We start from the raw sequence: 21,752 nt of genomic DNA, 5'->3' as shown, positions 1-21,752 counted from the left end.
GGGCGAGGAGGTAAAGGGCCGGCTCATCGTGCTTGCCGACCGGTACATCTACACGATGATGGCAAGGGAGGCCGTCAGGGGCATAAGCAGGCGCTGGTCGCACAACCTGTTCAGCTTTGCAGTCACGCCGGACCTCGTGTACTATCTCGACGTCCGGCCGGAAGAGCTGGTCCACAGGGTCTTCCAGAAAATCGCCTACCTCGACTATTACGAGTCGGGCGCAGACATGGGGCTTTCAGACGACATGTTCGAGTCGTTCCTTGCGTACCAGAGGATGATAGCAGGCGAATTCCGCAGGATGCAAAAGCGGTACAGCCTGGTCATCATCGACGGCAACAGGCCCGTGCAAGAGATAAACGCAGACTTGTCAAAGCGCATCGACGAGTTTTTGAGTTCATCAAAGGGTCGCCCCGGCGGATAGCCATGGATTCCCGGTTCCTTGCGGCCGCGCTGGAAAAGAACGCCGGGAAGGTCGGTGGGAGGCTGTCGGCCTACCTGCAGAACCCGGATGACGGGGAGAGCGTCCACGACGTCCGCACGTCGCTCAGGCGCCTTGAAGCCGCGTTTTCGCTGATGCCGAAAAAAGCGCGCAGGAAAAACCGCGCTCAGATAAAGGCATACAAAGAGTTTTTCAGGGCCAACAGCCGCGTGCGCGACTATGACGTCATACGGGAAAAGCTGGAAGGCGCAGCGGCCGGCCTTGAAAAGAAGAGAAAGGTGGAACTTTTACGTGCCCTCCGGCTTGCGCGCGCAGTGCAGGAGCTGCCGGCTCTTGACACAAGGATAAACAATGACAAGCTGGATGCAAGGGTGGACAGGGTCGCAAGCCGGCTTCTCTCCAGCATAAAAAAGCGCCTGCCGGCGGCCCTTGCCGACAGGGAGGAAAAGGAGGAGTTGCACGAGCTGCGCAAGGACCTCAAAAAGCTGCGCTACGTGCTAGAGATACTCCCTGCGGGCAGCAGAAAGGATTACGAAATAAAGCTTGCAGGGCTCATCAAGGCCAGAGGTCCTGTGACGGCAAGATTAAAGGAACTGCAGGACCTGACAGGCTCTATACACGACTGCGACATTGCCATAGATTACCTGAAAAGCGTAAGAAAAGCCGGGGCGATATTGCAGAAACAGATGGCCGAGCGTGACGGGCTGTTTGACAAATTTGCAAGGATGTTCAGCTGATCCGGCATTCCACACGGGCGCTGTCCGCGAGCGTGCCGCACTCTTTGCAGCCGTGCACAAGGGCCCCTCCGCAGCAGCAGAGCGCCTTGACCTCAAGCTCGTTCCTGGACGCCCTGCAACAGGTGTCCGGCATGCCAGCATTTTCACGTGGATGCTATTTCACGCTTGCACAAGCCTGATACATAGATCCAAGGTTCTCATGTCGGCACCGTTTTCTATATTGGATAGGCTTTTGTTGCATTTCCCCTCAACGTATGCTGCCTTGTTTTGTGGTTGACTGGAAACCCCGACAGCAGACAGTCGATGACGCTGCGGGGCCACACCATCAGCCTCCGCTTATTTACCAAATCCAGCCTACATGATGTACGTAGACGAAATATCTGCTATAGCTTTAGGTGATGCACTTGCTATATGCACATATACTGAGTGCAGCGTAAGGTAGCTACGTGACGCAGCACTCTATAGTAATAGACGCTGACGCCTCGCCTTCTGGATACATTGCCTGGTACAACCACCGCACAGAAACTAGCAAGATAAGGGCCGTCCGCCCCGCGCCCCGGAACGAGCGGTTCGGGGTTCAGAGGATGGAAATGTTGGCGATATATTTCGCCCTCCGGGACAACCTCATGCAGATCAAAAGGTCGCTGAAAAAGTCGAGCAAAAAGAGCATAGTGGTGGAGGTCCGGAGCGACTCCAAATCGACAGTCGAGCAGCTGCGCGGCATGGCCGAGATCCGCGACGCCACGATGCGCAGGATTGTCTTTGTGATAGGCAAGCTCCTGGCCCGGATGGGCTGCACGACAATAGTGTTTGACCACCTTGACCGGTCGCGCAACATCGCCGGCCTGATGCTCGAGCAGCGCAGGAGGAAGGAGCACGAAAGGATGATGGACCTGTTCAGTGCCCGCGCGGCGCTGCCGTTTGACTGCATGCTACCCCTTTGCGCCTGACCACTTTACCATCCACTGGAGCAGGTTGACGACGCACTCGACCAGCTCCTGCCCCTTTGGGGTCAGCCTATACTCTACCCTCGGCGGGATCTCGTTGTAGGCCCGGCGCTCAAGGATGCCGCCTTTTTCAAGCTCTTTGAGCCGGCTTGCGAGTGTCTTGCTGCTGACCCCCTTGATGCTGTCGCGAAACTGCTTGTAGCGCACCGGCTGGGTGGTGCAGCAGAGAGGTATCAGGATTTCAAGCGTGCCCCTTTTCGTTATTATGCTGCGCAGGCGCGCCGTCTCGGCCATGAGAGAGGCTGCATCGTGGCCGGAAAAGCAGTCCTGCGCCATCGGAAGCTTGGTTTCCATGATTACACCTGGTGCAATGGTTTACCCTTGACAACTTAAATAGTTTCCTCAGTAAAGCATTGGCATGGACGGCATCAAGGATAAAGTGAAGGAAAAATACGGCAGGGTCGCGCTCTCGCAAGAATCTTGCTGCATGCCAGGCGAATGCGGCTGCGGCACCCCGGGGCAGGCGGCAGAGGCGATTGGCTATGACGCCAAAGAACTCGAGTCAGTGCCGCAGGAATCGATACTGGGCGCGGGATGCGGCGCGCCGCTCAACTTTGCAGAGTTAAGGGAAGGCGAAACCGTGGTGGACCTCGGCTCTGGCGCCGGCATCGACGTTTTCCTGTCGGCAAACAAGGTCGGCCGCAGCGGCCGCGTGATTGGCATCGACATGACCGACGAGATGCTTGCAAAGGCGAAAAACAACGCAAAGGGCGGTTACCCTAACGTCGAGTTCCGCAGGGGGGACATCGAGGAGCACATCCCGGTCGGCGACGGCACGGCAGACGTCGTCATCAGCAACTGCGTCATCAACCTCACGGTGGACAAGGCCCGCGCGTTTTCCGAGGTGCGCAGGATATTAAAGGACGGCGGCAGGATGGTCATCTCTGACATGGTGACAGACAGGCCGGCGGCATCAGTCGACCCGGAGAAATGGTGCAGCTGCATAGACGGCGCGCTCACAAAGGACGACTATGTCGCAAGCATCAAAAAGGCAGGGTTTGCAAACGTCACCGTGCTTGAAGAGCGGCCCTACATTGACGAAAGCGACGGCCGCAAGATAGCAAGCATCGTGGTGAAGGCAGTGAAATGAAGACGGTGCTGTTCGTGTGCGTGGAAAACGCCGGGAGGAGCCAGATGGCAGAGGGCTTTTTTCGCAAATACGCGCCGGCCGGCTACTCGGCGGTGAGCGCCGGCACAAAGCCGGCGGGGCAGGTGAACCCCGTGGCAATGGAAGTGATGAAGGAAGTGGGCATCGATATTGGAACACAAAAAAGCAAGATAATCACTGACGAGATGATCCGCGAGTCTGTAAAGGCAGTCAACATGGGCTGCATGGACAGGGCCGAGTGCCCGGTGCTCTTCCTCAACAACCCCGTGGACTGGGGCATAGAGGACCCGAAAGAAAAAAACATAGAAAAGGTCCGCATCATCCGCGACGAAATAGAGAGAAGAGTAATAGAGCTTGTCGAGGACCTCGAGCATAAGTAAGGCGGTCACCCGGAAAATATTCGCGGCCGAGCTTATCGGCACGTTTCTGATAGTGGTTTTTGCCACCGGGTCGGTCGTGGTAAATGCAAGGGCCGAAGGCGCCTATGGCCTCGCGTTTGAAGCGGCGGCTCCTGCAATAGCGGTGGCCCTGATGGTCTATGCGTTTGGCAAGGTTTCCATGGCGCACTTTAACCCTGCAGTCACCGTCGCGTTTTTTGTGACAGGGCATATCGCAAAATCGCTGCTGCCCGTCTACTTGACAGCAGAGATAACAGGGGCGCTCCTGGCAAGCGCATTTGTCGCTGCGCTCATCGGGACGGAGGCGAACCTTGGGGCCAACGCGCCCAGCTACTCTTTTCCGCTCCCGCTCGTCTTTGAGATTGAGGCGCTTGCAACCGCGCTCCTCATGGCAGTGATATACGCGGTGGTGCGCACCAAGGGCCTGAAGGGCTTTGGCGGCGTCGCCATCGGAGGCATCATCGGCCTTGACATCCTTTTCCTGTCGTTCATATCTGGCGCGTCGATGAACCCTGCGAGGGCGCTTGCGCCGGCCCTGCTGTCAGGCGCCGTGGGCGACCTGTGGCTGTACTGGTCTGCGACCTTTGCCGGCAGCGCGGCCGTGGCTTTTATCGCCAGAAAATTTTCGCGCTAGCCTACGCCGCCGCTGTCCATGGTGTCCTTTTCCGGCTTGCTCTCAAGGGTGATCTTGTTGCCAAGCCGTATAACGTAGGGCGCGATGAACGTCGTCACGACCGTAATCACGCCGAGCAGCGGCAATATCGTGGACGACACGGCGCCGACGTCCTGCCCGCCCTTGACCACCACGAGCGACAGCTCACCCCTGGCAGTCGACATGCCAAAGCCGGCCCGGAGCGCGGTGACGTTGTCGAATTTCGCCCTGACTAGGATGCCGGTTATTATCAAAAGTTTCGAGGAAAACGACGTCAGGATCAGTATCGCGGCAGGGATTATGAATGTCGGCACGAGGCGGACGTCCATGAGTGCCCCTATCGAGACGAAAAATATGGCTGCAAACATGTCGCGCAGCGGCAGCGTCAGTATCCTCGCCACGGCCGCGCTGTTGGACTCGGCCACGAGCACCCCGGCCAGGAACGCGCCGATGGCCGACGAAAGGCCTATGCCGACTGACACGAACGACAGCCCGAACGCGAGCCCCAGGATGACGATGAGCAAAAGAGCGTAGTCGTTTGTCTTGCCTGCCCTGTCGATTATCCGGGGCACATATTTTGACCCTAGCACCAGTATGCCGGCTATGAACGCGCCCGTCACGCCAAGCGACACTGCAAGGTTTGGTATCGAAAGCTCGCCGCCCGTCGCCGCAAACGACTGGAGCACCGACAGAGCAGTGACGACGAAAATGTCCTCGACTATCAGCATGCCGAGCACGAGCGTGGACGACTTGCTCTTTATCCAGCCGAGGTCCTCGAGTACCTTTATCGTGACGACGGTGCTGGTGATGGAAAGCGCGAGCGAGAGGAAAAGCGAGTCAAAGAACGCAAAGCCGAGGGCCTGGGCGGTAAAGAACACTATCAGGAGCGTGCCTATCGACTCGCTTATGCCCACGACAAACGAGATCTTGCCCATCCTCTTCAGGCGCTGAATCGGAAACTCGGTGCCTATCACGAAAAGGAGCATGATGATGCCCAGCTCTGCAAGCACGTTGAGCGTGCCGACATCCCTGACCAGGCTGAACGGAGGGGTGAACGGCCCGATGACGATGCCAGCAAGTATGTAGCCGATGACCATCGGCTGCTTTAGCTTGTACGTGATGGCCATCATTATGGCCGCGACTATCATGACGACTGCAAAGTCCTGGACGATAAAGTCATTCGGCCCGTCTCCCGGCGCAAAGAACTGCGGAAAGAACGATGGGAATGGGCTGGCGGTGTGGTTCACCGCACTACCTAGCGCGCGCCGAGCATAAAAACAAGCTTGTGATTGGAGGTCCTTACAAAACTAATTATACAAACTGTGCCAAGGTATTGCGTTGCGTTTTAACATCCGCCGGCGGCTGCTGTTCCTCGGCCTCGGCGTGGCGTTGTTTATGGGCATGTATTCTGCCGGCGCGGCGGAGAAGATGACGCCGGAGGAAGCCGAGCAGGTACGCAACGAGTTTTCAGAGCAGATAGCAGGCATAGACCGGAACGGGATATTCCTTAACAACATGGGCATAGCGCTGGGCATGTTTGTCCCCGGCGTCGGCATCGGCCTCGGGTCGCTGTCCGGCTATGTCACCGGCAACGTGTTCAGCGCGATTGCGGAAGGCACGCCAGAGCTGCAGGGCGTCCCGCCGCAGATAATTTTGATCACGCCGTTTGGCATAATGGAGGTGGTTACGTACGGCCTTGCGATGTCAAGGAGCGGGCTCCTCGTATACTATTTCGTGAAAAGGAGGCCGTGGCGCGAGTACGCCGTCCCGACGCTGGCAGAGCTTGGCATCGCGGTGGCGCTGCTGTTTGCGGGGGCGGTGATAGAATGGTGGATGATAGAAGAGCTCGGCGGCCTCAACCTCGAGCCGTCTATCTAGGCCTCTTCCTGGTCCGCCTGGCCCTTCAGGCCGTATTTCTCTGTAAACTCGGCGGCCTTGGCCGCTATCTCGTTCCACTTCCATTTTTTGACGCCCATCCTGCAGAGGTCGACCTTCCACAGGCCGTTCCTCATCACCCATCTGTATAGCCGCATGTCCTTGCCGAACTGGCTCTCCACCACGACGAGTGCCACTATCAGGTTGTTGCTCCGGTAGATGTCGTGGCCGTCGAGGACCTTGTAGGTAGCAGAAACGGGGTACTGCGGTTCGCTCATAACGGTACTGTATTTGCGCGGGCTTTAAGCGTTAACGGCCTGCAAGCTTGCCTCTATCCGGAATATTCACCCATAATGAGCATTCATGTCACATAATTCTGGTAGATTGTTCTATCTGCTGATATAGCCGAGCCGAGTAACAAGCACTACAACGGGGTCAGGCTGAGCGGGCTAGTTCTCCATGCTCCCCCACGCCGATCTGGCGTCTGCTCCCCTGACCTCCTGTTGTTTTACAAAAAGGAAGGGTTGGAGACCTTTACTGGGCCTCGCCGCACGCTGGACAGGCCTTCTGCCCCTTGGGCACCCTGGCGCCGCATTCGACGCAATACTTGATGGAAGCCCTGTCCTGGGTTACACCAACAGTACCGTCCATTGACATTGCAGCAAAAGGCATTTTCAATATATAAACAAGCCTGAGCCGGGCAGACGCCTAACACGATATGATGATATGCCGGCGGGCGGAGGCTAGATTGTGATAGGCCTGAAGGTGCACGCAGGCGTGGAATTTTCCGGCCGGCCCCGGATGGTCGCCGCGCTGCCCGACATGGGAAACGTGGCAGGCATTGGCCTTGCGTACCTGGCCAAAAAGCTCGATGCCAAGATTTTTGCAGAGCTGTATTCGTACTGGCCGCCGTTTGTAAGCTACAAGGACGGCATCGTCGACTATAGGCAGGCCAGCTACAGGTTCTACGCGGTCGAGGCGAGCAACCTCCTGATATTTTCCGGCGACTTTAATCCCGCCGACCCCCGGCGGCTCTACGAGGTGTGCTATGAGGCGCTTGACATGGCAGGCAGGATGGGCGTGCAGGCGCTCTATTCCATAGGAGCTGCGTTGAGGCAGGCGACCGGCGACAAGGTTTATGCCGCCGCAAACAGCCATGCGATGGCGGCGCAGCTGACAAAAGCGGGCGCCGAGATGCTGCAGGGCGAGGGCCAGATCTCGGGTTTCAACGGCTTGGTAATGGGGCTTGCAAAGGAGCGCAACCTTGACGCTGCCTGCCTTTTGGGCGAGATAGACAACCCCAACATCATACAGCCAAGGGCCGCGCAGTCGATCTTGCAGGTGCTGCTAAAGGTTTTGGAAATACCGGTGTTTGACATGGCGCAGCTGGACGACGAGGAGCGGCGCAAAAAGTTCATGGAGCAGCAGGTCGGTTACCTTGAAAAATCGATGGAAAAGGGCGGGCCGCCGGGAATAGCCTAGCCAAAGCCGGCCGCAGTCGCCGACGCCAGGCTTTTTGCCATAGAGCCGCCCTTGTCAAGTGACGGGTTAAAGACCGTGACGTCCATGCCTACCGCGAGATCTGTGCGGAGCAATGATTGCAAGAGCTCTGCAAGTTCCGCAAAGCTCAACCCGCCGGGCATCCGATAGTCTACTGCAGGCATGACGCTGTCGTCCAGCACATCAACATCAAGGTGTATCCAGTATCCGGCAACCCCGTTTGCCTGCAGCCTTTTAATCCCTTCTGCCGCGCATGGCCTGATCCCCCTGCCCCTCATGGCCGGGAGGTCAAACGGCATGATGCCGGCCTGGCGCACGTCCTGGCTGCCGTACATTTTTGACTCCTCCGCGTCGCGGTATCCGCAAAGCACCACGTCTTCGTCCTTTACGTACGGCTTGAGCCCGCCAATGTCGGCTATGACAGCAGGGCCGCGCCCTGTCACGATTGCCAGGTCCATGTCCGCCACCTCGCCTGTCGGCGACGCCTCGGGCTGGTAAAAATCGGCATGGCCGTCGATGAAAAACAAGCCGTGCCTGTTGCCAGTGCGGCGGAGGGCCAGAGCGTTGCCTATCAAGATGCTGCAGTCGCCTCCAAGAACAAGGGGAAATTGATTATCCTTAAGGATGGAAGTAACCTTCTCTGCGAGAGAAAGGGAATAGCTCCTGATTCCCAGGGGGTTCAGGATGTTGGTATCCGCGTCCCTCTCATGGCTGTATGGTGGCGGGACCACCTTGCCGGCGTCTGCTGCCGCCAGGGCTTGCAGCAGGCCGCAGGCTCGCAGGGCTTGCGGAAGATTTTCCACGCCTGACGGCTTGAGCCCAAGGATTGACGGGGCGTCGACTACAGAGATGGCGCGTTTTACAGGATGCGTAAGTTGTTAATCCTTTTTGTAATTAATTAGCTTGCTTGTCAGAATTCCAGGTACGTCTGCCTCTTTACCTGGTCGATTACCATCGCCGAAAGGTCAGAGAACTCTTTGCCCTCGAGGTCCTTTACAGAGCCCCGGAACGTTGTCTCTTTTTCAGTTGTCAGGTGCTCAAAGGCCCACGCCTTTAGTTTAGTAGTGTCAATGCCGTTTTCCCGCAGGAATTTCGCAATGTCGGACTGCATGAAGTGCTTGGACAAATCGCGCGGCCACGGCCTCGGGAGCAGGATTACGCTCTTGCCGTCCTTGACCGCCTGCACGAGATCCTTCTTTTTCTGCTCAATGTCGCCGGTGACGTGGAAAGTGACGATGTGCGCCTTGTCGGTGGGCACGCGCGATTTTGCAGCTGCGACCTGTATCGAGCTGATGCCAGGAATTATCTGGACGTTGTCGTCGCCAAATATTTCCAGCAGACGGTCGACGACTTCGGATTCAGAGAAATTGACGTCGCCGGTGAAAGGCACGATGCAGTATTCGCCGTCCTTCATCTTTGCATAGACGTTTTGATAAACTTCCTCCTGCGACTTCATCGTGACTTCAAGCACCTGCTGCCTGCGGCGGTCGATGGAGCCTTCTATCGTCGAAAGGGTGTACTTGTAGCCGACGACGTACTGCGACTTGCGCACGGCCTCCTTGGCAATGTCAGTGACGTATTTCGGAGAGCCGGGGCCCACGCCGATCACGAACAGCTTTTTTGGCAACAGGTGCGTGAAGGAAAATGCCTTCTTTAATTATTGCGATTTTGCTAGCCGCCCATCTTTTGAGAGTCCCACGAAAACATCCTCGCCAGCCTTATCGCGATGACGCATTTTGGCACGGTCATCATGTACTGCATCATCGGGTGGCTGAGGGTCTGCTCGCCGACATATCTTTTGTACAGCTCTTTGGCAAAAGCGTTGGCATCGACGTCCTTCTTTATCTCTGCCCTGCCTTCTATCACCACGGCAGCGGTGCCCGTGAAATACGAGATGTCGCCTGCCTCGCCCCTGACATCGTCTACCACCGGCGACACGCTCGGGTTCTTTCCAATGTTCTTGGTTTTTACAGAATCTTTTGCGGTCACGACAAGAACGTCCTGCCCGTCATAATGGTACCAGACTGGGACCACGTGCGGCAGACCCGTCGTTTCGGACTGTCGCAAGCCTCGCTATTCTGGGAGCATGGAGAAACTCTTTGATTTCGTCCTTTGTCATCACTATCGGATTATCAGTCAATCAGCTTGCAATGCTGAGCACGTTATTAAAAACAAGCTGGGATGTCGGCTATTTTTCTGCCGTGATGTTCAGGCGGACATAGTCCAAAAGCCATTTTTGCGGCCGCTCTTCGCATCTGTCGAGGTATTCCTCAAGGAATCTGTCCTGGAGCTGGGCCGGCAGGCGCGCCAGGTGGGGCCTGATGACCACCGTTTTGACATACGCCGAGAACTGCTCGCGGCTGTCAAAGACCACCGGCTCTACAGAAAGGCCGGCAAGCGCATTTTCCAGGTTACCCTGCCCGCCGCACTGGGCTATAAGATCGCCTCCGTCCTTGAGCAATCCTGCAAAATTGGCAAACACCTTGCCGTGGTCGGCTATCCAGTGCAGGACGGCGTTGGAGAAGATCACGTCCACCTGCATAGGCAGCCTTACGCTTGCAATGTCTGACTGCATCACCTACACGTTCTTGAAACCGCGCACGTTGCTCTGCGCCTGCCGGATCATGTTTTGGTCCATGTCAACCGCATAGACCGTTCCCCTCTGCACCTTTGTAGCAAGGATCCGAGTCGGCCTGCCAGAGCCGCAGCCGGCGTCAAGCACGGCCTCGTCGCCTTGCCATTTCCTACGCTCCAGGACTCGCAGGCCCCACTGTTCAAGCACGCCAGAGACTTTGTCGTACGCCAGGGCATCCCATGAATCGTCCATAAAAAAACGGCCTATTTCGCGACGACCATCGTGTTTGTGCTGCGGATGCCCTTTATCTTGCGGAGCTCCCACGACACGACGCGCTGGATTTCCTGCTCGTCTTTTTCCTCAACGACTGCAATCATGTCGTACTCGCCATAGAGCTCGTACACTGCCTTGACGGCATCAAGTGACCTTATTTCCTCATGCAACAGAGGCTCAACGCCGGTCTCGGTATTGATTAAAACAAATGCCTTCGTCATTTATCGGTCTTTATTGGCAATTAACGACACCAGACCTTCCAATATAACCATTAGCCTGTCGACGCCTTGACGAGGTTGATGAAGGGCGTCCAGTCCATCTTCTGGAACCCTATCGGGTCCTTGGCCGGATATTTCACCCATCCCTTCACTATCGAGAACTTCATCGTCTTGGCCTTGTCGCCCAGGTTCACCTTTACCTTGAGGAGCGTGCCCCACCTCTTTTCCTCGGATGCAACATCCATCACCTGCCGGTACGGCACCTCAAAGTTGTCGGGGCTCTTGTCGAGGTCTTTTTCCAGCTCTTTTATGCCGTAGCCTTCTGCGGGCCGAAAGACGTTCTCTTTTTCCTTGAAGCGGTTGAACTGCCGCGTGGTGTGTGTGTCGTGGGCCCGGAACGTCATCTCTGTCTTTATTATGAACGCAAAGCGCCGGTCGGTTATGACGAGCATCCCCTCCTTGCCGCGCTTTAGAAATCCTTCCTCCTCGTACCAGATCCAGAATATGTGCGCCTTGATCTGCTCGTCCCACTCTACCAATTCAGAGTAGCGAATGGCGCGAGCTATTTAAAATGTTAATAGAAAAATAAGAAAAAAGAAGATTGTAGGACGGCGATTAGCCTTCTTCCCAACCCTTCACGAAGAGACCGTGCTTCTTCAGTGGGATCGGTTGTCCTGGGGTGTAGTCCATCGGCCTCATCCAGAAGATTGCCTTTGTCGGGCAAACGCCGATGCAAGCTCCGTCTGAGATACATCTCTCTGGATAGAACACGAATGCCTTACCCCTCTTCCATCCTTCCACCGGCTTTACCCTGAGTACGTCTGGACCGAGTGCGGTGCAGATTTCTACGCAGAGTGCGCAGCCGATGCAGTGCTGTTCAGAAACATCAGGAAGTATTGCTACTGGCATCTAGTTCACTAAGGGTGAACAGCTGTTGAAACTATTTAAACCCTGTGCTATTTTTATAACAGCGTTTTTAGAAGTAGGCCGGACGAAAGCAGGCACGAGGGATACGGCCAATGGTCGTGGCTTGGTAAAGCGCCTGCATGTCGTCAGCCAGTCTAACTGGGCAGATAGACATGAAAAAGTCGTCATTTGTGGAATATTAACGGTTCTCAACACGGCTTTGTATTCCTCCGTCCCAGACCATACACTATAAAGGCAGTTTTTTCAAACAGGGGGCATGGCAGGCGTGCCGCTCCACATCGCGTTTGACGACACCGACTCGCGGGCGGGCAGGTGCACCACGCACCTGGCGTTTCGCGTCGCCAAGCATCTGAAAGAGATGGGCGCGCAGCTTGTCGACCATCCGTTGCTCATCAGGCTCAACCCCAACATCCCGTGGAAGACCCGGGGCAACGGGGCGGTCTGCCTGCGGGCAACGACAAGCGACCCGGGCAGGGTCATCGACTACGTCAGGCAGGCGGTGGAGGAGGGCTCGGCCATAGGCAGCGGGGCAAACCCGGGCGTGGCCTTTTTGCAGGGCGGCGTGCCGGAAAAGCTTGTAGAGTTCAGCTCGCTGGCGATGCACGACGTATTGAGCCGGCAGATGGCTGAAAAAGTAGCCAAGGCGTGCGGCGTGCAGCATTACACTTTTGGCAACGGGCAGGGGCTCGTCGGATCGCTGGGCGCGATGGGTTGCCTGCTGGGCGGGGACCACACGTTTGAATTGATAGCGTACAGGGAGCAGGAAAACTGCGGGACGCCCCGCGTCGTCGACAGGCAGAGAGTAATTGAATTTGCAAAAAAGACATTTCCATACACATTCAACAACTATGACCAGGGCCACGGCCGCGTGCTAATTGCGCCCCACGGTCCCGACCCGGTGTTCTTTGGCGTGAGGGGCGAGAGCGCCGAGGTGGTGGCCTCTGCACTGCCGCTATTGCAGCCGGACGAAAAACTGGAAGGGTGGACGATCTTCAGGTCGAACCAGGGCACCAACATGCATCTGCAGGCCGAGATCGACCTGCGCGTAGTAAAGGCGTACACTGCCGGCCACCTGCGCTGCAGGGTAAAGAGCAAGCCCCGCGCTATGGAAGGCGGGCACGTGTTTTTCGCAGTAGAGCAGGCTGGCGCCGAGATGCCGGCGGCGGTGTACGAGCCGACGGGCCTTGCCAATGTTGCAGTGGCGATGGAGCCGGGCGACTTCGTCGAAATTGGCGTCGGCGTGAGAAAGGGCACGACCAAGCACCCGAAAATACTCAATGTTGAGTACATTTCGGTACTAGAGCTCGCGCCCTCTTTCGATATCGCAAACCCGCTGTGCAAGAAATGCGGCAAGCGCATGAAGTCAGAGGGGCGCAACAAGGGCTACCAGTGCGACCGGTGCAAGTTTCGCGACAACGCCGCGGAAAAGGTCATGACGGAAAAAGGCCGGTCGCTGAAAACGGGGCTGTACATCCCGGTGCCAAAGGCGCACAGGCACCTGACGAAACCCTTGCAGAGGTACGGCATGGAAAAGGCCTGGTTTGCCGGCCTGTAGCTATTTTTCCTCTTGCGCCTGCCGGCCCTTGTCCTTCTTGTCCAGCTTTTTCTCTTTTTCTTCTTCCGGCTCGGCGTAGCGCGCGGGTTCTTCTATCGACATGGGATAATTCTCAAAAGAGAAACTTTAAGCAGTTATGGAGAAACGTAGCGAGGGATGGATTTGAACCATCGCACTGCGGGTTATGAGCCCGCCGGGATGACCTGGCTTCCCCACCTCGCTGACAGCGTTCTTGCGCGAGGGGAATATATCTCTGCCTACCTGAGCGCCCTGTCTGATCTTTTTCTCCTCACGTACGCCATTATTGCGAGGATTGCTGCGGTTGCGGCAGCGGCATAAGCAATTATGAACACGGCGCCAAAGGCGTTGCAGAGTGGCTGCTCGCATATTTGTAAAAAGAACACACCAGGCAACGAAAATGATCCGCAGACAGGGTTCCTAAAGGTTGCTAGAACTCTTCCTCTTCCGGCCCTTCTTCCTGCTCCTGCAGCTGGCGCATCTTTTCGCCTTTTTCGCGGATCTCTGCCAGGCGCGACGCGAGCCACGCCTTCCAGTACGCGTCAAAGTCAAGGGAGGACTCGGCCATAGGCAAGGTTGATGCAACGGTTTATTTATTCCTGCGCGCGAATTTACAACCCTTGATGAAAGTGATGAAGGCAGGCGACGTCGACTTTGCCAAGCGGGGCGGAGTCATTCCCGTGGTCGTGCAGGACAGGCAGACAAAAGACGTGCTGACGCTCGTCTATGCAAACAAGGAGGCGCTTGAAATCACGATAAAGACCGGCAACGCGTGGTTCTACAGCACGTCGCGGGGCAAGCTGTGGATGAAGGGCGAGGAGTCCGGCAACGTCCAGCCCGTGCACGAAATCCTGGCAGACTGCGACTCTGACGCGTTACTGTACATAGTAGATTCTGACAGGCCGATGTGCCACACCGGCGAGCGCACTTGCTTCCATAATATAGTGAAATAGCCGCATAATATTTTATTTTCTATAATGCTATTATAAAAAACCAAATAATTTGCAGTAAAATCCGTGTTAAGTGTCACAATATGCAGGAACGAAAAAGTTTAGCAATACTAAAATGTGCACAGCGAAGTTCTAATAATATACTGTTAGAAAGGTGGCGTAAAACATGGGCAGTATCAAGTCATTAAAGTGCAGGGAATGCGGCAGGGAGTACGAGCCGCAGTTTCGGTACGTTTGCGAAGAATGTTTCGGCCCGCTGGACGTGACGTACAGCGAGCTGTCGGTCAACAGGCACACGTTTGAATCGAGAGAAAAGACCTACTGGCGCTATTTTGAGCTGCTCCCGATAAAGGACAAGAGCAACATCGTCAGCCTGAACGCCGGCCTGACGCCGCTGCAATACGCCGACAAGCTGGGCGAGCGCCTTGGGCTAAAGAACCTGTTTGTCAAGAACGACTCTGTAAACCCGACGTTTTCATTCAAGGACAGGCCCGCCGGCGTGGCCGTGTCAAGGGCAAAAGAGACGAAACTAAAGGCAGTCGGGTGCGCGTCCACCGGCAACCTTGCGTCGGCGACTGCCGCCCACGCGGCCAAGGCCGGCCTGCCCTGCTACATCTTTGCGCCTTCAGACATCGAGCACGTGAAAATCGCGCAGGCGCTTTCGTACGGAGCCGAGTTTGTCGCAGTCGAAGGCACGTACGACGACGCCAACAGGATAGCGTCCATCATCGGCGACTCGAAGGGCTACGGCATAGTCAACATCAACATGAGGCCGTATTACGTCGAGGGGTCAAAGACGCTAGCGTACGAAGTCGCCGAGCAGCTGGACTGGCAGGTCCCCGACAGACTGATAATCCCGGTCGGCTCGGGCGCGATGCTCAACGCAATCTGCAAGGGCTTTGAAGAACTTCACGCATTAGGCTTGGTGGACAGCGTCAAGCATTTAAAAGTCGTAGCAGCGCAACCGCACGGCTGCGCCCCCATAGTCGACGCGTTCAAGCGCAACTCTGACGAAGTGATACCGGTGGAAAGGCCGGAGACGATAGCCAAATCGCTTGCAATCGGCGACCCCGGCGACGGCCTGTACGTGCTAAAGCGGCTAAAGCAGTACGGCGGCATCGCAGAGGAAGTGAGCGACGGCGAGATCGCAGACAGCATCATGATGCTGGCGCAGACGGAGGGCATATTCACAGAGCCGGCAGGCGGCGTGTCTGTGGGAGTGCTGAAAAAGCTGGTCGAGGAGGGCAAGATCGACAAGGACGAAAAGGTGGTCTGCTACGTCACCGGCAACGGGCTAAAGGCGACTGAGGCCATAGTGGGCCTGCTGCCAAAGCTCACCGCAGTCAAGCCGGACGCGGCCGCGATAGAGGCAACGATCAGGTGATTATGATGGCAAAGATAGAATTCAAGGTTCCTTCGGTATTGAACAAGGGGCAGGGCGAGAAAAAGATCCCTGTCGACGCTGGCGACCTGCAGGACGCGTTTGGCAAGGTCTCCGACCAGATGGGCGACGATTTCAAGCGCAGGGTGTTTGACCACAACGGCAAGCCCCGGTCGCTCATCAACATCTATGTCAACGGCAAGAACATGCGCTTTTCCGGCGGCATGGCCACCGCGCTCAAGGACGGCGACGAGGTCTACATCCTGCCGGCAGTGGCAGGCGGCGCTGAGCTGACAAGCGAGGAGATGCAGAGGTATTCCCGGCAGGTGATGCTTGAGGAGATCGGCTTTGAGGGGATGGAAAAGCTGCGCAGCGCCAAGGTGTGCGTGGTCGGGGCCGGAGGCATAGGCAACCCCGTCACGTCGCAGCTGGCAGGCATGGGCGTTGGCAAGATACGCATCGTTGACAGGGATGTCATTGAAGTCACCAACTTGCACAGGCAGCACCTCTATACCGACGACGACATCGGGAGGGTAAAGGTGGAAGCCGCGGCAGAGCGCCTGCGCAAGATGAACCCCGGCGTCGAGATCGAGCCCGTCCCTACCTCGGTCACGAAATACACGGCAGAGAGCATCGTCAAGGGGTTTGACGTCGTCATCGACGCCCTTGACAGCATCGACGCGCGTTATGCCCTCAACGATGCCTGCATAAAGCTCAACATCCCATTGATTTACGCCGGGGCAATCGGCGTGACGGGCACCGTCTGCACCATCCTGCCAAACAAGTCGGCGTGCGTGAAATGCAGGTTTCCCGAGCTGAAGGAAGACGAGATGCCTGCATGCAGCACCGAAGGCGTCCACCCGTCGATCCTGTACCTGGTTGCAGGCGTAGAAGTGTCCGAGGCTGCCAAGATAATCATGGGAAAAGAGCCCAGCCTGGTCAATACCATATTCCTGATGGACCTGGAGCACCTTACGTTTGAAAAGATCCAGATTGCAAGGGCGGAGGAGTGCCCGGCATGCGGTTCTGGGCGCAAGGATGAAAAGCTGGAGGTTCAGCAGCTGATAATCGAGGAACTGTGCGGGCGCGACCGCGGCAAAAGGACGTGGACCATCACGCCGGCAGAGCCGGTGCCGGTCAACCTCACGGGAATCGGCAAGAGGGCCGAGACGCTGGGCTACCAGGTCAGGACGCGCGGGGCGCTTGGCATCACTGCCACCAACACCGGCAGGATGTCGGTGAGCTTTTTGTCAGGCGGCGCGGCGACGATAGTGGGCGCCAAGGACGAAAAAGATGCGGTAGAGATCTATAACACGTTCGTGACAGGGGCCTAGCCCATAAACTCGGTCATGCTCGACTGCTCTTTCTTTTTCTCCTGGAAGATCAGTTTCAACTCTGTCGTCAGCGAATCGACCCTGCTGCGCAGGTAGGGGTTTATCTTGTAGTCCTGGCAAAAGCTCGTCGCGATGCCGAGGTATTTCTCGACGGCGCCCCGCGTGACCGTCTGGGTCAGCCCGTTGCCGCACTTGTCGCACTTGCCCACGAGGGGCATCCTGCGGAATTTCTCGCCGCAGCTCGTGCACCGGAACGTCTGCGAAGAGTAGGAGCGCATGTTGCCCATGATGTCCGGCAGAATGTGCGTCGTCAGGACCATGGCGGCCACCTCGTCGGCGTCGACCGCGTTTATGAGTTTCGCGGTGTCAAACTGCATCTTTAGTTTCTCCTCCATCGTGTTCAGAGTCGAGTACGCGCTGTGCTGCGATTTTGTAGTCAGCCCCGACGTAGAGTGCGTAAAGCCATAGTCGATGAACTGGCGCTCGTCGCCGACGCGGTTTTTCACTATCTCTATCATGCTCGCCACGTCGGCGGCCTTGGCCTGCTTCCAGGTCGCCTCGTAGAATTCCAGCGGATATACGGTGGCAATGTCGACGTTGTGGGCCTGCCTCTGCACTTCATGCGGCAGGACGACAGGCTGGATGAGCAGGGGCGCGTCCATCAGCCCGCCTATCTTGTCTGGCAAAAAGTCAAAGGAAAAGTTGAGGAACGCGTCCATGAGGAGCATTATAGAGTCGGCGTCGCCGTCGCAGTCGCGGCGCTTGGCCGAGTGCCATATCGGTGACGCGAGGCACACCTGCGACTCGGTAAAGCCGACGATGCGCCCCATGATGCCGACCGACGTATGGGGGGCGAGGCCGACGACCAGGTGGCCGACGAGGTCGTCGACCTTTCCGACGTTATAGAACGGCTCTAATTCGTATAGTTTCACGAGCTCTTCGTCGATGAATTTTGCCGCGTTGACAAGGTGCCGGGCCGAGTCCATCGGTATGATGACGTCTTGCATCATCAACTCTACCAGCTGGTCCGGCGACGCCAGCTCGCGGCCGAGGTAGTCTCGAAGATAGCCGAGCTCCCTCAGCTTGTCTACGCCCACCCCTATCCAGGACGGCTGAAAGTGCGTCAGCGGCTCGTTGGTGGCGTCAAAGCGTATAGTGCCGTCCTTGAACGTGTACAGCTCGTGCTTTTGCCTCAATATCCCCTTTTCCAAGGGCTCCGCCGCCCTGTCGCGGCTCATCAGCGACTTGACCCCTTTAAGCGGCTGCTGCGCCTTGACGCCGACTTTTTTCTGCGCGGCTTCGAGCGCGCTCTTTAGCGGGAAATTGATAGAGCCGTAGGTCCTGCCGTCCTTGTTGCAGCGGCGGCATTTTTCGCCGTCGTCGACTTCGCCCTTGCACGCCGGACAAAGGTTGCGAACCATCGTCGGGCCGCCGCAGAGCCTGCAGCGCGTGCCAAGCGACGGCGCGTTGCACGCGTCGCAGTGCCTGTTTGCGACTTCGGTGAATACAGATTCGTCGGCGCACGCCTTTATTATGTCGCGAGTCATCCCCCCCTTCATCCCTATCGGGAACAAAGAATGCACGGGCGGCTTCATCTTGCGCTCGGAAGCCTTTTCCGGCCGGCCAACCCTGACTGCGATGGACGACGCGAATTTCGGCATCACGGTGATGCCTGATGACTTTGTCACGAGCTCGACTGCGTCCTTGGCCTCCACGGCAGGCCCGGAGAGGAGCCTTGACAGAGACCCGGCCTGGTCCGACTCGTCTATGGCCAGCCTGTCGCCTGCTATGCAATGCGCCACGCCCAGCTTTTCAAGGATAGCCTTGAGCGCGGGTTCGTTTGGCATAGTGTCCATGCGCTCTTTTAGGTACTGGACATCTGCAGGAGAAACGACGTCAAAGTAAAAGGAGTAGCGCGGGTGCAGCGGGATGGCAAGTTTCTTGCTTATCTCAAACGCCTCGGCCAGCGCCGGCCGCGTCGTTGACGGGTTCTCGGCCAGCTGGACCAGCCTGTCGCGGCCGTCTATTGAGGCGTCTGACATTAATTTTGCCTTTAGCTGGAGCGCCCAGGTCTCTTCGACATAGCTTGCCGGGAGCAGCTGCGCGTTGTTTTCAAGAAAGTCGCCATAGCTTATCAGCATGTCGCCAAGGTAGAGGATCTTTTCGACCCTTGTCCTGTACTTTTCGGCCTGTTCGACTGACGCGATTGCAAGGACCTGCCCGTCGTCGAGCCGGACTGTTGGCGGTTCCACCGTGTTGACTAGCGCAATGGTCGACGCCTTGCCCGGTATGTCCATCTTGATCTGCGTGCCGGCGACGATGGCGTAGTTGAGCAGCGCCGGCACGGCGGGGTGTACGCCGACTGTCGCAAAGCCGGTGTTGCAGGCCCGGCCGTAGCGCAGGCGAAAGCCGCCGACCTTTTTTACCATGGAAAGCACGGGCCGGCCGGTGATGACTTCGGACATCCTGTGGTGCGCCGCGTCGTCGTCGCCGGTCTGGATGGCGCCTTTCAGCTCCTTGAGCCACCCCCACCCGTCCAGCTTTAGCGTTTCAACCAGCTTTAGCAGCTTGCGCGACCTGCCAATCAGGCCGTCGTTCATAACCCTCAGCGCGCCTCCCCGGGTCCTGTCCGTCGCTATGCGCTTCATGCCCTTGTGGCCGACGACATCGACGGGGTCGGTGTCGACGCCGTCCAGCTCGACCGGCAGGCTAGATATGCACTTTATGACATCCTCGTCGAGCACCTTGAACTGGAACCCCATCACCTCCCTCTCATAGATGCGCAGCTCCTCCACAAACCTGCCGGTTTCGTCGTCAAACGAGTTTGCCTTGTAGGTGGCAAGCCCGGCGACCTTTCTGGCGTGGTCGGCTATCAGCATGGTAAGCGCCGCTTCGGTGCCGCCGGCCGACCTGATGGGCCCCGCAAACGACACCGACAGGTATTCCGAGCCGTCGGCGTTGTTTTTTATCGTGACGTCTGAAATCCCCTGCAGCGGCGCGACCGTGACGCCCTCCGTGACGACTGCCAGCGAAACCCGCACCGCGTTGTCAAGCCTTGTCCGGAGGTCGCCGGTGCCGTACTCGCCCTTTGCTATCTCTTCTGCTATCTTTAGCGCTGCCTTTTCCTTGGTCGTCGTGCCCAAAAGGGCGCGCAGACGCTCGGCGATGTCGATGTTGTGCATCTTGGCGACCCGGTCTGCAAGGTCGAACGCTATCTTTGGTTCGACAACAACTGTCACGTCGATGCCCTTGCGGCGCGCCCTGGCCGCGTGCTCATAATATTTCTGGACGTTGGCCAGTATTTCGTGCTGGTACCGGCGGTAATAGGCCGGCATCCTGACGTCCTTTAGGCGCTCCTGGCCTTCTGAAATCATGACCTAGACTGCCGCATAGAGCTTATCATTGAAGATAACTTTTGCTGCCAGTTGCCGTCCTTCTCTATCATGGTCCCGACCACGATGATGTCGGCGCCCGCTTTGGCGATCGCCGATGCCATTTCAGGCGTCTTTATCCCACCCCCCACGATTAGGGTGCCGTCGTAGTGCTTTCTCACTGCCGCGACCATCTCGGCTGGCACATTCTGCGCCGCGCCCGAGCCGGCCTCGAGGTAGACAAACCTCATGCCCATGTACTGCGCCGCCAGCGAATACATCACTGCGAGGTTGGGCTTGTGAAACGGAATTCCCCGGGCCCTGCCGACAAACCACGCCGCCGTCCCCTCCCCTACGATGATGTAGGCGGTAGGCAGGGGCTCGATCCTGTGCTTTTTGACGGCGATTGCGCCCAGCGCCTGGGCCCCGGTGATAAAGTAAGGATCTTCAGAGTTGAGCAGCGAGCTGAATAGTATCGCGTCGGCCCTTGGTGACACGCCCGTGACGTTTCCGGGGAACAATATCACGGGTATTTTCACAGAATCCTTGATGTCAGAGACCACCTTGGCCAGCTCAAACTGGTCGGTAGCGGACGAGCCGCCCACCAGCACTGCGGAAGCGCCCAACTCCTCGACCTTTTTTGCGATAGATGCGGCGTCTGTCGAGTTTTCAGAGTCGATTAGTGGGAGGCAGACGGTGCCGTGCCTCTTTACCTCATTAGCCAGATACTGCTCTACTTTTCCTACCGTCAGCACGTCCTGTTGTCAATAGCGCCTGCCATTTTAAAGTTTAATAGATTGGCGCTATACAGATTTGTATAGCTGGCATGACAGACCCAGGTTCTAAATCTAGCAGGCTTTTAGAGCAATTAGTTGCAAATTCTTTATTTACGCCCAGGCAGATATCAATAATCTCTAAACGGCTGCAGGGCAGCGGCAGGGCTCAGAACATCAGCTCCGGCGCGTATTACAGGCAGGTAAAGCAGTCTAGGGACAAGGCGATCGCCGTCCTGTACAGCGCAATACTTCTGCAATCGTCGGGGGCCCTGCAGCCGGAGGCGTTGAGCGCGCTGGGCAGGCTTGCAGACCAACTGGGCGTGATATTTGCTTCAGAAGGCAGTGATGTTTTAGATGATGCACGCCTGGAAGACGTGATGTCCGTGATGGATCATTTGGTAAAAAGAGTGTGCAAGTTGTAAACAAAGATTGAACCGTAGCATTAAATCACGGCTCGTCAATCGAAAGGCGTGACATATTATGGATCTTGTCTTGTTTGGCATCACTGTTGACCTGAATTATGTGATACTGGGCGTGCTGGCGTACGCCATTGGACTTGTCAGTGTGATGGCCTACGGCAAGCTGCGCACAGTCGTCAGGCGTGACTACCGCGCCGACGACGCCGTCGTTGAGGCAGTCGTGCAGGAATACACGAGGC

Annotated in this window: 27 protein-coding genes, 1 tRNA gene and 1 pseudogene; 13 read left to right on the top strand and 16 right to left on the bottom strand. The window is 57.1% G+C overall.

Annotated features, from left to right (window positions below):
* Both ACREAY_RS02105 and ACREAY_RS02100 read left to right on the top strand, forming a co-directional pair.
* A partial coding sequence (locus ACREAY_RS02105; protein WP_431754105.1) for a dTMP kinase occupies positions 1–421 on the top strand: 421 nt, incomplete at its 5' end.
* 2 nt (positions 422–423) lie between these two features.
* Positions 424–1,176: a CHAD domain-containing protein gene (locus ACREAY_RS02100; protein ID WP_431754104.1), complete on the top strand. Its 753-nt coding sequence runs from the start codon at positions 424–426 to the stop codon at positions 1,174–1,176.
* Here ACREAY_RS02100 and ACREAY_RS02095 read toward each other — a convergent pair.
* Entirely contained in the window at positions 1,169–1,309 is a 141-nt protein-coding gene (locus tag ACREAY_RS02095) for a hypothetical protein (protein WP_431754103.1), read from the bottom strand. The genes ACREAY_RS02100 and ACREAY_RS02095 overlap by 8 nt on opposite strands.
* Before the next feature lie 313 nt (positions 1,310–1,622).
* Between ACREAY_RS02095 and ACREAY_RS02090 the strand changes: the two genes are divergently transcribed.
* Complete coding sequence (locus tag ACREAY_RS02090; protein ID WP_431754102.1) at positions 1,623–2,126, top strand: hypothetical protein; 504 nt, start codon at positions 1,623–1,625, stop codon at positions 2,124–2,126.
* On the opposite strand, the gene ACREAY_RS02085 is transcribed toward ACREAY_RS02090, so the two are convergent.
* Positions 2,109–2,477, bottom strand: coding sequence for a winged helix-turn-helix transcriptional regulator (locus tag ACREAY_RS02085; protein WP_431754101.1), 369 nt, complete (start codon positions 2,475–2,477; stop codon positions 2,109–2,111). The two genes, ACREAY_RS02090 and ACREAY_RS02085, sit on opposite strands and share 18 nt — an antisense overlap.
* Positions 2,478–2,541: 64 nt before the next feature.
* Here ACREAY_RS02085 and arsM point away from each other — a divergent pair, with 64 nt between their 5' ends.
* The 3 genes from arsM to ACREAY_RS02070 are packed head-to-tail and all read left to right on the top strand — an operon-like array spanning position 2,542 to position 4,323.
* Positions 2,542–3,273 (top strand): arsenite methyltransferase, encoded by a 732-nt coding sequence (gene arsM, locus ACREAY_RS02080; RefSeq protein ID WP_431754100.1) that lies wholly within the window; start codon positions 2,542–2,544, stop codon positions 3,271–3,273.
* Positions 3,270–3,671 carry an arsenate reductase ArsC gene (locus ACREAY_RS02075; protein ID WP_431754099.1) on the top strand — a complete coding sequence of 134 codons (402 nt, stop codon included), beginning with the start codon at positions 3,270–3,272 and terminating at the stop codon, positions 3,669–3,671. Before arsM ends, ACREAY_RS02075 begins: the two co-directional genes overlap by 4 nt.
* The gene (locus ACREAY_RS02070; RefSeq protein ID WP_431754098.1) at positions 3,646–4,323 is read left to right on the top strand and encodes an MIP/aquaporin family protein; all 678 of its coding nucleotides are present in this window, start codon (positions 3,646–3,648) and stop codon (positions 4,321–4,323) included. Before ACREAY_RS02075 ends, ACREAY_RS02070 begins: the two co-directional genes overlap by 26 nt.
* Here ACREAY_RS02070 and ACREAY_RS02065 read toward each other — a convergent pair.
* Complete coding sequence (locus ACREAY_RS02065) at positions 4,320–5,588, bottom strand: cation:proton antiporter (protein ID WP_431754097.1); 1,269 nt, start codon at positions 5,586–5,588, stop codon at positions 4,320–4,322. The two genes, ACREAY_RS02070 and ACREAY_RS02065, sit on opposite strands and share 4 nt — an antisense overlap.
* A gap of 91 nt (positions 5,589–5,679) precedes the next feature.
* On the opposite strand from ACREAY_RS02065, the gene ACREAY_RS02060 reads away from it, so the two are divergent.
* Complete coding sequence (locus ACREAY_RS02060; RefSeq protein WP_431754096.1) at positions 5,680–6,219, top strand: stage II sporulation protein M; 540 nt, start codon at positions 5,680–5,682, stop codon at positions 6,217–6,219.
* On the opposite strand, the gene ACREAY_RS02055 is transcribed toward ACREAY_RS02060, so the two are convergent.
* Positions 6,216–6,494: a hypothetical protein gene (locus tag ACREAY_RS02055; RefSeq protein WP_431754095.1), complete on the bottom strand. Its 279-nt coding sequence runs from the start codon at positions 6,492–6,494 to the stop codon at positions 6,216–6,218. The genes ACREAY_RS02060 and ACREAY_RS02055 overlap by 4 nt on opposite strands.
* A 256-nt stretch (positions 6,495–6,750) precedes the next feature.
* A complete protein-coding gene (locus tag ACREAY_RS02050; RefSeq protein WP_431754094.1) occupies positions 6,751–6,867 on the bottom strand; it encodes a zinc-ribbon domain-containing protein in 117 nt (38 codons plus the stop codon).
* Between the two features lie 99 nt (positions 6,868–6,966).
* Between ACREAY_RS02050 and ACREAY_RS02045 the strand changes: the two genes are divergently transcribed.
* Positions 6,967–7,698 carry a PAC2 family protein gene (locus tag ACREAY_RS02045; RefSeq protein WP_431754093.1) on the top strand — a complete coding sequence of 244 codons (732 nt, stop codon included), beginning with the start codon at positions 6,967–6,969 and terminating at the stop codon, positions 7,696–7,698.
* Here the strand turns inward: ACREAY_RS02045 and ACREAY_RS02040 are convergent.
* The 7 genes and pseudogenes from ACREAY_RS02040 to ACREAY_RS02010 all read right to left on the bottom strand — a co-directional run bounded on the left by ACREAY_RS02040 (position 7,695) and on the right by ACREAY_RS02010 (position 11,691).
* Positions 7,695–8,519 (bottom strand): arginase family protein, encoded by an 825-nt coding sequence (locus tag ACREAY_RS02040; protein ID WP_431754092.1) that lies wholly within the window; start codon positions 8,517–8,519, stop codon positions 7,695–7,697. The two genes, ACREAY_RS02045 and ACREAY_RS02040, sit on opposite strands and share 4 nt — an antisense overlap.
* 107 nt (positions 8,520–8,626) lie before the next feature.
* Positions 8,627–9,343, bottom strand: coding sequence for a precorrin-6y C5,15-methyltransferase (decarboxylating) subunit CbiE (gene cbiE / locus ACREAY_RS02035; protein WP_431754091.1), 717 nt, complete (start codon positions 9,341–9,343; stop codon positions 8,627–8,629).
* 44 nt (positions 9,344–9,387) lie between these two features.
* Positions 9,388–9,783, bottom strand: a complete 396-nt coding sequence (locus ACREAY_RS02030; RefSeq protein ID WP_431754090.1) for a pyridoxamine 5'-phosphate oxidase family protein — start codon at positions 9,781–9,783, stop codon at positions 9,388–9,390.
* Between the two features lie 121 nt (positions 9,784–9,904).
* Positions 9,905–10,543: pseudogene (locus ACREAY_RS02025) on the bottom strand (class I SAM-dependent methyltransferase).
* A gap of 11 nt (positions 10,544–10,554) precedes the next feature.
* On the bottom strand, positions 10,555–10,785 hold the full coding sequence (locus ACREAY_RS02020) for an Lrp/AsnC ligand binding domain-containing protein (protein WP_431754089.1): 231 nt from the start codon (positions 10,783–10,785) through the stop codon (positions 10,555–10,557).
* Between the two features lie 50 nt (positions 10,786–10,835).
* A complete protein-coding gene (locus ACREAY_RS02015) occupies positions 10,836–11,321 on the bottom strand; it encodes a hypothetical protein (RefSeq protein WP_431754088.1) in 486 nt (161 codons plus the stop codon).
* A 76-nt stretch (positions 11,322–11,397) separates the two neighbouring features.
* Positions 11,398–11,691, bottom strand: coding sequence for an NADH-quinone oxidoreductase subunit I (locus ACREAY_RS02010; protein ID WP_292639401.1), 294 nt, complete (start codon positions 11,689–11,691; stop codon positions 11,398–11,400).
* Positions 11,692–11,965: 274 nt separating this feature from the next.
* Here ACREAY_RS02010 and ACREAY_RS02005 point away from each other — a divergent pair, with 274 nt between their 5' ends.
* Entirely contained in the window at positions 11,966–13,264 is a 1,299-nt protein-coding gene (locus ACREAY_RS02005) for a TiaS agmantine-binding domain-containing protein (protein ID WP_431754087.1), read from the top strand.
* A gap of 147 nt (positions 13,265–13,411) precedes the next feature.
* Here ACREAY_RS02005 and ACREAY_RS02000 read toward each other — a convergent pair.
* A tRNA-Met gene (locus tag ACREAY_RS02000) sits at positions 13,412–13,486 on the bottom strand.
* A 226-nt stretch (positions 13,487–13,712) separates the two neighbouring features.
* Positions 13,713–13,850 (bottom strand): hypothetical protein, encoded by a 138-nt coding sequence (locus tag ACREAY_RS01995; RefSeq protein WP_431754086.1) that lies wholly within the window; start codon positions 13,848–13,850, stop codon positions 13,713–13,715.
* 55 nt (positions 13,851–13,905) lie between these two features.
* On the opposite strand from ACREAY_RS01995, the gene hisI reads away from it, so the two are divergent.
* The 3 genes from hisI (at position 13,906) to ACREAY_RS01980 (ending at position 16,947) form a co-directional block, all read left to right on the top strand.
* The gene (hisI, locus tag ACREAY_RS01990) at positions 13,906–14,235 is read left to right on the top strand and encodes a phosphoribosyl-AMP cyclohydrolase (RefSeq protein WP_431754085.1); all 330 of its coding nucleotides are present in this window, start codon (positions 13,906–13,908) and stop codon (positions 14,233–14,235) included.
* A gap of 163 nt (positions 14,236–14,398) precedes the next feature.
* Positions 14,399–15,616, top strand: coding sequence for a threonine synthase (locus ACREAY_RS01985; protein ID WP_431754084.1), 1,218 nt, complete (start codon positions 14,399–14,401; stop codon positions 15,614–15,616).
* Positions 15,617–15,621: 5 nt separating this feature from the next.
* Positions 15,622–16,947, top strand: a complete 1,326-nt coding sequence (locus tag ACREAY_RS01980) for a ThiF family adenylyltransferase (RefSeq protein WP_431754083.1) — start codon at positions 15,622–15,624, stop codon at positions 16,945–16,947.
* Here ACREAY_RS01980 and ACREAY_RS01975 read toward each other — a convergent pair.
* Positions 16,944–20,321, bottom strand: a complete 3,378-nt coding sequence (locus ACREAY_RS01975; protein ID WP_431754082.1) for a DNA polymerase II large subunit — start codon at positions 20,319–20,321, stop codon at positions 16,944–16,946. The two genes, ACREAY_RS01980 and ACREAY_RS01975, sit on opposite strands and share 4 nt — an antisense overlap.
* Entirely contained in the window at positions 20,318–21,070 is a 753-nt protein-coding gene (locus ACREAY_RS01970) for a geranylgeranylglyceryl/heptaprenylglyceryl phosphate synthase (protein ID WP_431754106.1), read from the bottom strand. Before ACREAY_RS01970 ends, ACREAY_RS01975 begins: the two co-directional genes overlap by 4 nt.
* Before the next feature lie 74 nt (positions 21,071–21,144).
* Between ACREAY_RS01970 and ACREAY_RS01965 the strand changes: the two genes are divergently transcribed.
* Positions 21,145–21,516: a hypothetical protein gene (locus tag ACREAY_RS01965; RefSeq protein WP_431754081.1), complete on the top strand. Its 372-nt coding sequence runs from the start codon at positions 21,145–21,147 to the stop codon at positions 21,514–21,516.
* Positions 21,517–21,752: the final 236 nt, after the last annotated feature.

Source organism: Nitrososphaera sp. (assembly GCF_050748925.1).
Classification (GTDB): Archaea; Thermoproteota; Nitrososphaeria; order Nitrososphaerales; family Nitrososphaeraceae; genus Nitrososphaera.
The sequence above is the reverse complement of the archived record's forward strand: the minus strand, read 5'-3'. Positions and strand labels throughout refer to the sequence as shown.

Excerpts from the sequence above, each read along its gene's own strand:
- ACREAY_RS02100 (WP_431754104.1), top strand. The coding sequence starts at position 424 with ATGGATTCCCGGTTCCTTGCGGCCGCGCTGGAAAAGAACGCCGGGAAG.
- ACREAY_RS02095 (WP_431754103.1), bottom strand. The coding sequence starts at position 1,309 with ATGCCGGACACCTGTTGCAGGGCGTCCAGGAACGAGCTTGAGGTCAAG.
- ACREAY_RS02085 (WP_431754101.1), bottom strand. The coding sequence starts at position 2,477 with ATGGAAACCAAGCTTCCGATGGCGCAGGACTGCTTTTCCGGCCACGAT.
- arsM (WP_431754100.1), top strand. The coding sequence starts at position 2,542 with ATGGACGGCATCAAGGATAAAGTGAAGGAAAAATACGGCAGGGTCGCG.
- ACREAY_RS02075 (WP_431754099.1), top strand. The coding sequence starts at position 3,270 with ATGAAGACGGTGCTGTTCGTGTGCGTGGAAAACGCCGGGAGGAGCCAG.
- ACREAY_RS02055 (WP_431754095.1), bottom strand. The coding sequence starts at position 6,494 with ATGAGCGAACCGCAGTACCCCGTTTCTGCTACCTACAAGGTCCTCGAC.
- ACREAY_RS02050 (WP_431754094.1), bottom strand. The coding sequence starts at position 6,867 with ATGGACGGTACTGTTGGTGTAACCCAGGACAGGGCTTCCATCAAGTAT.
- ACREAY_RS02020 (WP_431754089.1), bottom strand. The coding sequence starts at position 10,785 with ATGACGAAGGCATTTGTTTTAATCAATACCGAGACCGGCGTTGAGCCT.
- ACREAY_RS02010 (WP_292639401.1), bottom strand. The coding sequence starts at position 11,691 with ATGCCAGTAGCAATACTTCCTGATGTTTCTGAACAGCACTGCATCGGC.
- ACREAY_RS02005 (WP_431754087.1), top strand. The coding sequence starts at position 11,966 with ATGGCAGGCGTGCCGCTCCACATCGCGTTTGACGACACCGACTCGCGG.
- ACREAY_RS01995 (WP_431754086.1), bottom strand. The coding sequence starts at position 13,850 with ATGGCCGAGTCCTCCCTTGACTTTGACGCGTACTGGAAGGCGTGGCTC.
- hisI (WP_431754085.1), top strand. The coding sequence starts at position 13,906 with ATGAAAGTGATGAAGGCAGGCGACGTCGACTTTGCCAAGCGGGGCGGA.
- ACREAY_RS01985 (WP_431754084.1), top strand. The coding sequence starts at position 14,399 with ATGGGCAGTATCAAGTCATTAAAGTGCAGGGAATGCGGCAGGGAGTAC.
- ACREAY_RS01980 (WP_431754083.1), top strand. The coding sequence starts at position 15,622 with ATGGCAAAGATAGAATTCAAGGTTCCTTCGGTATTGAACAAGGGGCAG.
- ACREAY_RS01975 (WP_431754082.1), bottom strand. The coding sequence starts at position 20,321 with ATGATTTCAGAAGGCCAGGAGCGCCTAAAGGACGTCAGGATGCCGGCC.
- ACREAY_RS01965 (WP_431754081.1), top strand. The coding sequence starts at position 21,145 with ATGACAGACCCAGGTTCTAAATCTAGCAGGCTTTTAGAGCAATTAGTT.